A 14,048-nucleotide genomic window follows, 5' to 3' on the forward strand; every position below is an offset into this window, starting at 1 on the left:
CGGTTACCCGGATACACACGCATGTGTTGTCCGGGAACCGTCTTTTTATATAGTTATGACAATAAAGAAGCCGGATCTAAATGTTCCGCTTCGATATCTTTAAAGTAGCGATACGTTCCTACTTTCAGTTCGACAGTCGCTGCATCATCACACACAATGATACCCTTTTCGTGCATTTGCAAGGCGCTGATTGTCCACATCTGTGTAATAGCTCCCTCTACTGCATGATACAGTGCACGGGCTTTGTTGTGACCATTCACAATAATCATCACTTCGCGAGCCGATAAAACGGTACCCACGCCTACTGTCAACGAAGTTTTAGGTACTTTATTGATATCGTTATCGAAGAAACGAGAGTTGGCGATGATGGTGTCGTTAGTCAACGTTTTCTGACGGGTACGCGAACTCAACGAAGAACCCGGCTCGTTGAAAGCGATGTGTCCATCGGGACCGATACCTCCCATAAATAGGTCGATACCTCCATAAGACTTAATTTTCGCTTCGTAGCGAGCACACTCTGCATCGAGGTCGGCAGCATTTCCATTGAGGATATTTGTATTCTCACGCTTGATGTCGATGTGACCGAAGAAGTTGTTCCACATAAAAGAATAGTAGCTTTCGGGGTGTTCCTGAGGCAAACCTACGTATTCGTCCATATTGAATGTCACTACGTGTTCGAACGATACGATGCCCTTCTTATTCAAATCAATGAGACCCTTGTACATACCCAATGGAGAAGAACCGGTGGGACATCCCAACACAAATGGTTTCTCTGCTGTAGGTTTAGCTGCTCTGATTTTGGCGGCAACATAATGTGCGGCCCATTGAGATACCGACTGATAGTCCGGCTGAATGATTAATCTCATGTCGATTGTTTTTTTAGTAGGTTATTATGTTAGTTAAGAATTAACTTTTAGTCTTTCGGCCATTGCCCGTGCCAGGTTTTCGCACTGTTCGTAGGTGATGTCTTTCATAGCTTGCTTCATCTCCACCGGATCGCCTACCAATTCAAATTTACTCTTTTCTGCAAATTCGGCCATGCGTTTTACAGCTGCACCTGCCCACGTAAAGGAGCCAAATGTAGCCAGATAGCGACCTTTCAATTCGCGAACCAATATCTTCGAGAGTAACGATTCTATTTCCGGAAATATCTGGTTGCTATACGTAGGTGAACCGATAATCAATCCTTTGTATTTGAAAATATCCATCAAGATATACGAAGCATTGGTTTTGCTTACATTGTGCAACACGATATTTTTCACTCCTTGCGCCGATAGTTCGGCAGCAATGGCCTCTGCCATTTGCTCGGTATTACCGTACATACTTCCGTAGGCAATGACAACACCATCTTCGGCCGCATAGCGACTCAATTTATCATAGATGCCCACCACCTTGGTGATATTCTCAGTCCATACCGGGCCATGTGTAGAGCAGATAGCCGAGATAGACAATCCGCCCAGTTTCTGTAACGCTTTTTGCACAGGGCTGCCATATTTACCAACGATATTCGAATAGTAACGCACCATTTCGTCCCAATAGTGATCAGTGTTGATACGGGTATCGATAAATCCACCGTCCAATGTTCCGAAGCAACCGAATCCGTCACCCGAGAAGAGTACTCCGTCTGTTTCATCAAACGTCATCATCGTTTCGGGCCAATGCACCATCGGTGTAAGGTAGAATCTAAGTTTGTGATGTCCTAATGCTAAAAAATCACCATCTTTTACCACATATTGTTCGCCTGTTACCCCATAGAATCCCTCAATCATACCGAATGTTTGCTTATTGCCCACAATGACGATATCGGGATAATGTTGCTTAATCAAACGAATAGAGCCCGAATGATCCGGCTCCATATGATTTATAATTAAATAGTTGATCGGACGATCGCCAATCACTTGTTGTATCTTACGTAGATATACTTCAAAGTAACAAATATCGACTGTATCGACCAATGCTACCATCTCATCATCTATTAGATAAGAGTTATACGAAACCCCGTAAGGTAGCGGCCACATCCCCTCAAAAAGATGTTTATTACGGTCGTTAACTCCCACATAGTGAACGTTTCCTTTAATTCTTGTTTTCTCTTTCATTCTTATTTATAGATTAATATCTTCTGCAAAAATAGCTCTTTTTTCTGAAACCCCGAACTTCTTTCCTTGATAAGCACCCCTTTCTTTCATTCTTTTTTGAACTTGGGCGGTGAATTCATAATTTTTCAGACCCCAATGAGGAGCAATAAGCAGCTCGCGGGGCGACTGTGATACAAAACGTTCCAATACGATATCCGGACGCAATCGTTCGATGTAATCAATGACCAAATCGATATACCGATCCACTTCGAAAAGCCTAAAATCGTCGGGGCATTGCTCATATTCATGCGCCATGCGTGTGCCTCGAATGAGCTGCAACTGATGCATCTTAAGCGTAGTTAACGGTAGTTGCGATAACACGCCCGCTTGTTCCAGAATCTGCTCGTTACTCTCGCCGGGTAGCCCGAGTATCACATGACCGCCTACCCGAATACCACAATCTGCGGTACGCCGAACGGCTTCTATCGTATCGGCAAACGTATGCCCCCGGTTGATTCGTTTCAATGTTGCGTCGCACGTACTCTCAATGCCATACTCCACCAATAAAAAGGTCTGTCGGTTCAGTTCTTCCAGATAGCGCAACAAGGCATCGGGCATACAATCGGGACGTGTACCAATGACCAGCCCCACTACATTGTCCACACGCAATGCCTCTTCATACTTGCGCTTCAAACCCTCCAACTCGGCATAGGTATTGGTGTATGCCTGAAAATAGGCAAGATACTTCATTTCAGGATATTTGCGAACGAAGAACAGCTTCCCTTCTTCGAGTTGCTGATGAATAGACTTCTCCGTTTTACAATAGTCGGGATTGAACGTTTGGTTGTTACAGTACGTACACCCACCCTGCCCCTTGGTTCCATCCCGGTTGGGACAAGTAAATCCGGCATTCAAGGATATTTTCTGAACTTTATATGGAAAATGGTTCTTTAGAAAAGTAGAGAAATCATTATATAAAGGATATTCGGTCATAAACGGTGCGTCTTATTATTCATTAAAAGCAAGCAAACATAAGCAAAAAGAACGAGAAACAGCAGGAATGACTCAATTAAAAAAGCCCCTTCTCTCGAAGCGGCTTTTCTTGTTTGCCTCCCTCTTGTATAGCGAAGGGGTAAACCTTAAAGATGAAAAAAGGGGAAGTCTCACGACTTCCACATTTTTTCTAACCTTAAATCTAAATCTCTATGAAAAAAACGTATTGCAAATATAGTGGTTTGTTTAATACGAGGTTGTTAATTAAACTTATAAAAAGATGATAAAAAATTAATATACTCCAAAAGCTTGTTAAACATTTTGCTCCCTTACTAATTTTATCAAATTTAAGTACAATCGGTTCTCCATTAACAGCTCCCGAACGCCCGTTAAAAACAACTGCTTCCGAGCACGAGTCAGCGCTACATTTAGCTTTCGGTCAATCAATATCCCACGTTCTTCTGTGAGGTTGGAAAGTAGACGTAATTGGTATGGATAGTTAATGCAACAAGAGTAAATAATTACATCGCGCTCGCTCCCTTGAAATCTTTCGACCGTATCGACCAAAATTGAATCTAAAGCAGGAATGGCAAGTGAGGCTATTTCCTGCCGTATCAACGCAATCTGGCTACGGTACGGTGTGATAATGCCCAAGGTAGTAGCTTCATCAAAGTTTTCGGCATACTGCTCATAGATTTCGGCGGCTAAACGGGCAACAATGCGGGCTTCCGAATGGTTCGTTTTGGGAGGCATCCCTATCGGCTCTGCCTCGGAAGGATAGAAAGCCAACCGAACGATATCCTCCGAACTTTCCATCTGATGGGGCAATCCCACAGGGAGCAATCGGCTTTCGTAGAAAGCTCGATTCGCAAAAAGTGCCACATCGGGGTGCATACGCCCCTGCTTGCAAAGCATATCGTAGCAAGGATGCGCAATAGCCTGGCCATCATCGACCAAGCAGATGTTGCGATATAAACGTTCAAACAGAGAATCCTTAAGGTTCTTCAACCCGATGCCACGCAAAGCTTCGTCGTGTACCTCGGCGTGTTCTTCGCGCAGCAACACCACTGCCGGCAGTTGCTTGTGATCGCCAATGAGGATAAACTTGCCGACAGCATTCCCTCCCGCTACATTGCGCATACAGAGAATACCCAAGAGTTGGGGCTCGAGAATCTGAGTCGACTCGTCTACAATCGCCACATCGAAACTCTTGAGTTGAAACAGTTCGGGCTTAGCCGACACAGAAGCCACCGTACCCACAAAGATACGGCAACGGGCAATGCGTGCATTCACCTCGGCTCGTCGGGAGCAAGGGTCCAGTACATTTTCCATCAGGTGTGCCCGATACGCCTCATCGCACGATAATTCACTACCCACGCGAATAAAATCGACCTCAGGCGAAATACGGGAGAGGGCTTTGCAAATCTCATCGACTGCCCGGTTGGTATACGATAGCAATAGAATCTGCGTGTTCTCATTCGCATAAAATGCTTCGACCATCTGCTTCAATGCCCACGATGTTTTGCCTGTACCGGGTGGGCCGATGAGCAAAAAATAGTCGCGCGCTGCTTGTGCTTTGAGCACCACACGGGCAAAATCATCCGAAGCCGTAGCAATCCGTGCATCAAACGAGGTATCAAAGGCGGGTGGACGTTGCCCCAGCAACAAATCGCGCCGGTCTTGATTGGCTGACAAGAAAACCGAAAGCCCTTGATACATACTCCGAAAGGAGGTGTCCATCGCGTCGTGCTCAATGGCATAGCGACTACCCGAGGGAAGTACGGCTGCGTTCTGCTGAGTAGCACGGAGTCGAATGCGTATTTCCTGCGCCGTCAGCCACTCGATATTGCCTTTAAAAACCATCTGATTGGTTACATTGTCCGTATCGGCATTGCGCTGATAAAGAACAATGGCATCGCCGTAGCGAAAGTTGGGCAATGTCGTTTCCGTTTGCGGGATCGTGAGCGTGAGGCTCGGCTTGTGCTCGTCGCCCGCTCGGTTCTCGCAGATGAGTAAATCGTAGAGTATTTCGCCTGCCTCGCACTTTTCGGCCAATGTAGACAGCCACAAAGAAGCAGCTCCTGCACGTCCGTCGTAGTCGGCATCACCCGATTTCGATGTATAGAGTTCTTTGGTGATAAAATTATAAAGGGTGTAGAAATAAGCCCGTTCGAGGGTTGACCGCTCGCGCAGGCGATCGGCAAAGGCATCGATGGAGGGACGCAGGTATTGCTCCCAGAAGCGTCCGGTGAGTGCCCGCTCGTTCAGGGTTGCAGCATTGATTTCGCTCAACTTACCGGCCGTATAATCGAGGTTATTGTGCAACTGAATACCGTATTCGTTTGCCACAATCCGGTTGCGCAGGTTGATGGCACGACGCACCATCGCCCACGACGGACGAGCCGGATAGAGCAGCGGATAGCGCGTATACAACAGATAGGGTTTTACCTTGGCATGCGGCTGTCCCATGGCATATTGCAACACCGCCTGATAGAGCATCATCTGCACTTTGTTGTTCTCTTTGGGCTCTACTTTGCCACGAATCACATATTCATCGGCCTTGCCCGATTTCATCTCGATAAAGGCCGACATATCACGCTGCATATAGTCCAGTCGACCTTGCAGCCCCAACGCCTCGCAAATATAGGATGGTTCGAGCACCGCATCCCGCTTGTCGAGTTCATAGCCGGGCGCATGAAAGGTTTCGGTAACCACGCGCTTCAGGTGATCGAAGTGTTTGCGGCAATCGGCAAAGAACTCCCGTTCTTTGGCCGGATCGCGAAGATCCTTGCAGGCAGCCAGTTCGATCGGATAGCGGCGAAAGGCTTTCTGCATACAAGCGGCATAATCTACCTCGCCTTCGGCATGTATCCATTCATCGAGAAAGAGGTTGGCGATGTTTCCCAGCAGCAACGGACGGGCATTATCGATGGACTGAAAACGGGCATAAATATAATTCATCGGGTGATGTCCATAGTCGCGAAAACACTCGGCGAGCGTACTGATATCGACCAGATAATCGGGTTCGAGCACTATAAACGAGGGAGTAAGTATCCCGGCATCATCAATGGCCACATCGAGCAGGTTGATCTGTGCATGAGCCCATAACGCAGCGCACGTATCGTTGAACTCATCATTGACCTGTGACACGCCGTAGCGCACACGCAGCGGTTCGTCAGACAGTTCCTCGGTAGGCATTACGTAGAGATACTGCTCGTCGGCATATTGAAAGCAAACACGCATGCGGTTGCGGCGTTCGCGGGCAGGCGGAGCCACCAGATAGGTGGCATCGGCACGGGGCAATAATCGGTACAGCTCGGCGGGAATCTCCTCGCCCGACAATTTACGGACAAAAAAAGCCAGTGTCTTGACATCGCGCAACAGTTGTTCGCGCGTGGGTTCGCTCTTCCTGTTCAAAATAGCATTGGAGGTAAGTCGAAAAGTATGTAGACGGTTTTGCTCCACCACAGACAACCCCACTCGTGCCGCTACAAAACTGATACGTGCCGACAAATCGGTCATTTGCAGGCTCTGATCCGTCATCTGTGCCCGGCAAAGACGCTCGAGCAGATCACGCAATTGTTTATAGTCGGTAGCCAAATGGGTATCGTCGGTGCAACAAGCACCCAGTAGCAGTTCGAAAGATTCTTTTATTGCTTGTTCCATACCAAGCAAAGGTAGAGAAAATTTAGAAATATCCAATGGTAAGGGGCAAAGGTTCCGACCATCCACCAGAAAGATTCCGACCATTTGCCCCAAAGGTTCCGACCATTTATCTACTTAGAATTTGCACCAGCCTTGCGTCCACTCGGGATACACCACCTGTCGACGCTCCTCGAAGCGCACGTCTTCCATCCCCCCGGGCGTACCTTCGACCTGCGAAGGGTATCCGCTAATGGTAGCACCTACAATCGAGACCTGTGTATGCACATCGAGCTTAAGCGCAGCACCGAACAGCCCCAGCAAACTTTCATTGTCGGGGCGGAGATTTCCGCCATTGATGTAAGCGGGCGTATTGACAAAGTTCGGGTCAGCATCGGCAGGACCGAAGATGGTAACCTGTTCAAAGCGTGGCGCAGTGATGGGAGTGGCCGGGCTGTCTTGCCCATTATTGCTGCATTCGAATGCGTGCGACTGGGTTACATCTGCCAATCGAGGATGACGGATGCCCAACAGATTCGTACAAGTACCCCGATAGCCGTTATCGGCATCAAAATCATCATCCCAGGCACGATAAGCAACCAGATGGGTGCAGTTGACCGTCCCGCCAAACCACTCGAAAGCATCATCGTTCGAGTAGCTCACCTGAATGTGATCGACCTGCGTTCCACTGCCTACCGAGCCAAAGGTAAGCCCGTTTATCTCCTGATCTTTTTTAAACGGGTGTCCGGCATATTCAATGCGTAGGTAACTGAGCACACCCGAGTTATCGGCATCATTCGATCCGCCGTGCAGGGTGCGCGGGCCACCTTCTATCTGCATAATGGCTTGGTTGTTGCGCGCATTGCCACAAACGATGATGCCGCCCCAGTCGCCCGGTCTTTGCGCTCCATCGGGCATGGCAGAGGTAAAAACGATGGGAGCATCGACAGTGCCGCGGGCAATAAGTTTGCCACCCGGCTCTACGATCAGTGCCGCGCGTGTTGCTTTATCTCCCTTAATAACCGTTCCGGCCTCAATGGTAAGAGTCGATCCGTTGGTAATGTAGCACCAACCTCTCATCACATACGTGCCCCGGCGAATGTATTGGTGATCGCGGATTTCGAATGTTTGCTCGCCGTTGCCGATCAGGTTGCCGCCATAGATAATGCCGTTTTGTGTAGGGTCCGAAGAGGTACAGCCTACAGATACGAGCATAAGCAACAAAGAAATAAATAGTGAAAAACGGAAGATGACAGTGAATCGTTTCATCAATTGAGAATTAAAATGAAGAGTGAAAAAATATAGAGTGAGTGGTTGGTTAACAGCAGGAATGGACGGTAAGCAACTCTTTCTTGCCAACCGCCCACTTCCCGTGATTAATCAATAGATTATAGCTTCGACCAGCCTTTCGTCCAGTCATTGTCGGCACTTACCGCACCCTTATAAGGAGCGTTGATGAAGAAGTTATCTTTCGTAGAAAGATCGGCTCCTCCGGCTTGCGTACCGATGATGGTTTTGGTGAACGTGATATTCTGATTGATCGCATTGTTGTTGGCAGCGGCCGTAAAGAGTGCCGATGAGTAGCCTCCGTCTCCCTTGGCACTGATATCGCCGACAATGGCGATGTAGTTCAGTATCGAGGTTCCGTCTACCAAATATCCTTCGGTCTGGCGCGTTTCGGTAGTCAGGTTGCTGCTCTTTCCGGTCACAAGGGCATTGTATATCTTGGCTTGTGTGCCGGCACGCAGACGAACACCGCGTTTTCCCTCAGGATTGTCGGCACCGATCAGTGTGAGGTTGGCCAGTGTAGGGCTCGATACGGGTTTCGCATCCATGTTCTTATCGTAATTATCGGCTTCGATCAAGCAGTCGCAAGTATAGCCCAGCGTAGCAGCCGATTCTTGATAGGCAACAAGAAACTGTGCCTTACCGCTCCATCCCTCTGTCCAGTCGAACGAGTCGTCGCTGTTGCTTACCGACATCAGGTATTTGGCATTGACCGTTCCGCCAAACCATTCGAAACCATCGTCCGAACCTTTGTAGGCTTCGAGGTATTCGAGCGTAGTACCGCGTCCCACTCCGTAGAAGGTGAATCCGTTGCACTCCTTTTCGCTGGTGAATTTGTATCCGGCATATTCCAGACGGATGTATTTGAGCGTACCCGAATTATCATCGGCATCGGTACCGCCATAAGGAGCATCTCCTACTTCCGATTTGCCGGTAGAACCGATATTGATCGGTGCCCGTCCGCAGATATGCAAACCGCCCCAGGCGCCTGCCTCCTCGTTTTCGGCAGTCATTACAATCGGTGCAGCGGCCGTACCTACGGCTTCGATCTTTCCGCCCTGTTCTACGAGGATGTAGTCGATCACGTTATCGTTGCTCTTGGCGGTGATGGTCACCCCTTCGGCAATACGCAGCGTACTTCCTGCCTTTACGGTATACTCTCCACTGAGGGTAAAGTTGAAACCTTTGCTCAGGATGATGGTTTTCTCGCCATCGATGTCGCCGGTCAGGGTGGCGTTGTTGGCCAAAACGAGTTCTTTCTCGTTGTCCTTACCATTGTCTCCACCATTTTCACTTGTACTACAGGCAGTCAGTGTGGCAATGCTCATCAGAGCAAGCAGCGACCATACATTTCCATTCATTAAGTTACTTTTCATAATCGTGATTTGTTTAGAGTGATTTGTTTCATGTGATTTTATTGAGAGTGATCTCTTTGTCTCTTTATTAGAATTTATATACGACTCCGATCTCGGCACGGGTACCGGGGCGGAAGGATTCGACGGTGATGTTCTCGCCCGTTTGCGGTATCTCCTGCTTCAGACGAATGGTGCTGTTGAGGATGTCTTTCACCTTGAGGCTGAACGAGAAGTGACGGTTGAGGGTATATCCGGAGATAAAATCGAGCGTGTGCAGCGTTTGCTGCTTTATGTTGCCGGTTTGGTAGATACCTACCGTTTCGATGCGTGGTCCCTGCACGTTGTAAACAGCTGCGAGCGACAGGTTGCTCTCCTCGCCCAAGCGTGGAGCGTACGTCAAGTCGGCATTGATAAGGAAGGGCGAAGCTCCCTGCAAGGCACGCTCGGTGTCGGTATACACACCGCCTTCGGGCAGAACGACGTTGGTGTACATATACGAACCATTGGCACCGACGCGCAGGTTCTTCACAATCTCTTTGCGGAACTCGATCTCCACCCCCATGGCTATGCCGTCTTCGGCATTGCGGAAAGAGCGTACCACGGTTCCTCCGGACGACTCTTGCGTCTGCTCGATCGGTGCGTCGAGTTTCTTAAAATATCCGGTGATGGAGAACATATCGCCGCTTCCGTTTTGCGAGAACAGGTCGTAGCGCAAGTCGGCATTGTAGTTATAGGCATTCTTGAGTTGGTCGTTACCGCGGATGTAGGCGCTTCCGTAAGATTGTTGGTAAAGGAAGGGAGCCATTTCGATAAACGAGGGGCGCGTCACGGTGCGCGAGAGCGAGAGGCGCAGGTTGGAGGCCTTGCTAAGCGTATATTTTAGATTCAGTGCCGGGAAGAGGTCGCCCTTGTTCAAATCGGTTTTCACCTCCTTGCCCCCATCGGTCCAGTAGCGCACCCATTGGTTGGCTTGTTCGTAGCGCAGACCGAGATTGACCAGCAGCGATGCCGTAGGGTAGTATTCGACCTCGGTGAAGGCTGCCCACACATCCGTTCCGGCGTAGTAGTTATAGCGCGGCTGTGCATCGAGGTTTACTTTGATGGTGCCGTTGGCGATGTTCTCGTTGTTGAGGTAGCTGTCGGTATCGTAAATCGTGGTTATATCGGCATTGAGTGCATTCAGATCGTAGTAGAAGTTGGCACTCTCGAAATCGCGCTTCTTGTTCTTATACGTTCCGCCCAGCCGAATCAGGTTGCTCTCGCCCCAACGGTAAGAGGTACGGAGATCGGCCACACTTTCGCGTTCTTCGAGCTGACCGAAGTAGCGGTTCGTGGTTTGGTTTAGTTTGAACAGGCTGAGCTTATCGTTGCTTTCGCTTCCTTCGCGGAAGAAGATAATCTGCCGGCGGTCGGGCTCGTCGCTGTTGGTGATTCCGTAAGATACACTCCAGTTTACATCCCAACGCGAGGAGAGTTCGTGATGTCCCAACAGCTGATTGTTGAGCAGGGCATACGAGCGGTAAGCACTGTTGCTCGAAACGATGTTGTTGCGTTCGGCATCGATACCCTCGCGGCGCATATAATCGTCTACGGCGTTGCGGGCATAGAAGAGTGTGTAATTGATGCGGTCGGCCTTGCCGAAGCTGTAGCCCACGTTGGCGAGTGCGGCCATTTTCAGTGTAGTGGCATAGCTGTCGTAGCTGAACTCATCGAGGTGCGTGCCTTGCGCGGTCATGGTGGTTACGTATGCATCGCGAAGCACTTGATGATCGTTGCTCAACCCCACAGAGGCCAGTGCGCTCCATCGGTTGCCATTGGAGAGTGTCCAACTCTTGCCTGCACCGATATTGGCACTTAGTTCGGGCAGCGAGGTGCGGCGGTTGATCGAGAAGGAGGTTCCGAAGGGATCGTTCGTGCGGGCATATTCGCGAAACTCTGTACGGCTCATGCCGAGCAGAAGGTCTTTGTTGCGCAGGTTGCCCGTACGGAAAAGTCCGCCTTTGCGATCGCTGTAATAGAAGTCTTTGCCCAAGGTATTGATGCGTCCACCCGTAGCGAAACCGATCGAGAAGAAATCGCTTCCGGTGTTCTCTTTGGTGCTGATGTCGATGTGTGCGCCCGAGTAGTCGGCAAACGCACCGGCTTGGTACACCTTGCTCACGGTGATATTCTGTACGGTCGACGAGGGAAAGAGGTCGAGCGGAATGAGTTTATTGTCGGGGTTGGGCGATGCGATGGGCAGTCCGTTGAGCGTCGTGGTGCTGTATCGGTCGCCCAGTCCGCGTACGATCAACTGTCCGGCACTGGCAATGGAGATGCCGGTGATTTTCTTCACCCCGTCTTCTACGTTCGACACGCCTTTGAGGCTCATCTCCCTGGCTCCCATGCTTTCGATGGCGAGTGTAGAGAGTTGGCGTTGTTGCATCAGTGCCTTTTCGCCTTCGAGGTTTTTGCGAGCCACCACGGCTACTTCCGAAAGTACTTGGGCATCGGCCTCCATCTCGAAATCGAGTGTGAGTGGTTGCGCTGTGTGAATGACCACACCGTTGCGGATGATATCGCGGTTGCCGATATACTTCACTTCGATGCGATACGTTCCGTTTTGAATGTCGGGAAGCTGATAACGACCCTCCATGTCGGCCACTGCGCCGAGCGAGGTTCCTACAATCCGCACGGTGGCTCCCATCAAGGGTTCGCGGGTTTGTTTGTCGATGATGATTCCTTTGAGCACTCCCGCTTGTGCTGTCAGAGTCAAGGCGGCAATCAGTAAAAGGGTAGCAAACGTTCTGCTTAATGCTTGTTTCATTTTCATTTCTATGCGTTACTTTTTCAAGTGCAAAGATGAAGCAATAGCATGACAGCCGTATGACGCAAATAGTACATTTCATTGACGTGAATATGACAATCGTGTTATCATTTTCTCGCCCCCCAATACCGAAACAGGCTATTCTTGATCCCAATTATTGCCGGGGGTACAAGAATGCAGCGTTCTAAGTCCGATTTATTTTTTGGGGTATGAGAATGCAGCGTTCTGAGCTTAACTTATTTTTTTTAACCCAAGAATGCTGCATTCCGAGTCCGATTTGGATTTTTGGATACAAAAATGCAGCGTTCTGAGCTTAACTTCTTTTTTTAGCCCAAGAACGCTGCATTCCGAGTCCGGTTTAGGTTTTTTGGTGCAAGAATGCAGCATTCTTGCCTATTTTTTCTCCGTTGCGAGCAATTTACATGCCGAAACTCAACTTATCGATGTTTCCATACACCATGCTAAGTACTCCCAAGCCAATAATACCCAGCGTGCAGAGTGCCAACGCCAAACGGGTATGGTTATCGGTACGGAAGGCAGGAGCCGGATCATCCGAAGGATTGATATACATCGCCTTGACAATGAGCAGGTAGTAGTACAGCGAAATCACCGTATTGATGAGCGCAATAAATACCAACAGGTGGAATCCTGCCTGAAAAGCAGCCATGAAGATGAAGAACTTCGAGAAGAAGCCGGCAAAAGGAGGAATACCGGCGAGCGAGAACAGTGCCAGCGTCATCACAAAAGCCAATTTGGGGTTCGTACGGTACAGACCGTTGTACTGCTCGAGCGTATAGCGATGCGTGCGCAAGGCAATGATGGTAATAATGGCGAATACCGCCAGATTGGCCACCATATAAACCAATACGTAATAGACCAACGACGACATGCCGGCAGCCGTACCACCGATCACGCCCAGCATGATGTATCCTGCCTGCGAGATACTCGAAAAGGCCATCAATCGTTTGAGGTTCTGTTGGCGAATGGCAAACAGGTTGGCTATCGTAATAGAGGCAATGATGACCCAGTAAAGCACCTCTTGCCAATCGGAAATCATGGGGGCAAACACCTTAATCAAAATGGTGAGCAGCACGAAAGCTGCCGAACCTTTCGAGATCACACTCAGGTAGGCCGTTACCACGCTCGGCGCACCTTCGTACACATCGGCCGTCCAGAGGTGGAACGGAACGAGCGATATCTTAAAGGCCATCCCCGAGAAGAAGAACACGAACGCCATCACCTGCAAGTGATTGCCGTCGATAAACGGAGGCAGGTCATTGAAGTAGAGCGTACCGCACGTACCGTACACCATCGAAAGACCAAACAAGAGCAGAGCACTGCTGAAGAGTGCCGTCAAGATATACTTGGCTCCCGCCTCGGCCGAGTGGTGACGGTATTTATCGAAGGCCACCAGAGCAGCCATCGGAATCGAAGCCATCTCCAAACCGATGAAGAACATCAGGAAATGGCCGGCGGAGATCATAAAGAACATACCGATCAGCGTCGAGAGCGTCAGCACATAAAACTCGCCCTGACGGATGCGGCAATCGGGCAGCTTGAGCCACTCGTGAGCCATCAGGAAAACAATGATGGTACCGATGCTTAACACCGATTTGATAACCGTGTGCATGGGCACATAGTGATACATACCGCCAAAGGCCTCGGCAGCCGGCGCCGGCACCAAGTTGAGCAGTGTGTGGATGGTGAGCAAAATCACCGGTAAGAGGGTATTGAGCCGCGCGCGACCATCCGTTTTGTGGGCATCGGGGCTCATAAAGAGGTCGGCCACAAAGAGAATGAGCAACACAGCTATCAGCGAGAGTTCCTCGCGCATATATAGGAATTGAGAGTAATCCATGTCAATAATTGGTTAATGATGAATGGTTAATG

At 49.5% G+C, this 14,048-nt stretch carries 8 protein-coding genes; all 8 read right to left on the minus strand.

Features of this window, described 5'->3' with window-relative positions:
* Positions 1-53: 53 nt before the first annotated feature.
* Positions 54-866 (minus strand): glucosamine-6-phosphate deaminase, encoded by an 813-nt coding sequence (gene nagB / locus TY03_RS07345; RefSeq protein ID WP_042368641.1) that lies wholly within the window; start codon positions 864-866, stop codon positions 54-56.
* A 33-nt stretch (positions 867-899) separates the two neighbouring features.
* Positions 900-2,096: an FprA family A-type flavoprotein gene (locus TY03_RS07350; protein WP_042368644.1), complete on the minus strand. Its 1,197-nt coding sequence runs from the start codon at positions 2,094-2,096 to the stop codon at positions 900-902.
* A 6-nt stretch (positions 2,097-2,102) separates the two neighbouring features.
* Positions 2,103-3,068 carry a TIGR01212 family radical SAM protein gene (locus TY03_RS07355; protein ID WP_042368646.1) on the minus strand — a complete coding sequence of 322 codons (966 nt, stop codon included), beginning with the start codon at positions 3,066-3,068 and terminating at the stop codon, positions 2,103-2,105.
* Between the two features lie 312 nt (positions 3,069-3,380).
* Positions 3,381-6,734 carry a DEAD/DEAH box helicase gene (locus tag TY03_RS07360; protein WP_042368648.1) on the minus strand — a complete coding sequence of 1,118 codons (3,354 nt, stop codon included), beginning with the start codon at positions 6,732-6,734 and terminating at the stop codon, positions 3,381-3,383.
* A 114-nt stretch (positions 6,735-6,848) separates the two neighbouring features.
* On the minus strand, positions 6,849-7,925 hold the full coding sequence (locus TY03_RS07365; protein ID WP_081713085.1) for a hypothetical protein: 1,077 nt from the start codon (positions 7,923-7,925) through the stop codon (positions 6,849-6,851).
* Positions 7,926-8,098: 173 nt separating this feature from the next.
* Positions 8,099-9,373, minus strand: a complete 1,275-nt coding sequence (locus TY03_RS07370; protein ID WP_042368650.1) for a hypothetical protein — start codon at positions 9,371-9,373, stop codon at positions 8,099-8,101.
* Between the two features lie 67 nt (positions 9,374-9,440).
* A complete protein-coding gene (locus TY03_RS07375; RefSeq protein WP_042369286.1) occupies positions 9,441-12,158 on the minus strand; it encodes a TonB-dependent receptor in 2,718 nt (905 codons plus the stop codon).
* Between the two features lie 418 nt (positions 12,159-12,576).
* Positions 12,577-14,016, minus strand: a complete 1,440-nt coding sequence (locus TY03_RS07380; protein ID WP_042368652.1) for an NADH-quinone oxidoreductase subunit N — start codon at positions 14,014-14,016, stop codon at positions 12,577-12,579.
* Positions 14,017-14,048: the final 32 nt, after the last annotated feature.

The organism is Bacteroides neonati (assembly GCF_000499785.1).
Classification (GTDB): Bacteria; Bacteroidota; Bacteroidia; order Bacteroidales; family Bacteroidaceae; genus Bacteroides; species Bacteroides neonati.

What these genes read in the sequence shown, in the direction of transcription:
- TY03_RS07370 (WP_042368650.1), bottom strand. Translation starts at nt 9,373, where the DNA reads ATGAAAAGTAACTTAATGAATGGAAATGTATGGTCGCTGCTTGCTCTG.
- TY03_RS07355 (WP_042368646.1), bottom strand. Translation starts at nt 3,068, where the DNA reads ATGACCGAATATCCTTTATATAATGATTTCTCTACTTTTCTAAAGAAC.
- TY03_RS07380 (WP_042368652.1), bottom strand. Translation starts at nt 14,016, where the DNA reads ATGGATTACTCTCAATTCCTATATATGCGCGAGGAACTCTCGCTGATA.
- TY03_RS07350 (WP_042368644.1), bottom strand. Translation starts at nt 2,096, where the DNA reads ATGAAAGAGAAAACAAGAATTAAAGGAAACGTTCACTATGTGGGAGTT.
- TY03_RS07365 (WP_081713085.1), bottom strand. Translation starts at nt 7,925, where the DNA reads ATGCTCGTATCTGTAGGCTGTACCTCTTCGGACCCTACACAAAACGGC.
- TY03_RS07360 (WP_042368648.1), bottom strand. Translation starts at nt 6,734, where the DNA reads ATGGAACAAGCAATAAAAGAATCTTTCGAACTGCTACTGGGTGCTTGT.
- TY03_RS07375 (WP_042369286.1), bottom strand. Translation starts at nt 12,158, where the DNA reads ATGAAACAAGCATTAAGCAGAACGTTTGCTACCCTTTTACTGATTGCC.
- nagB (WP_042368641.1), bottom strand. Translation starts at nt 866, where the DNA reads ATGAGATTAATCATTCAGCCGGACTATCAGTCGGTATCTCAATGGGCC.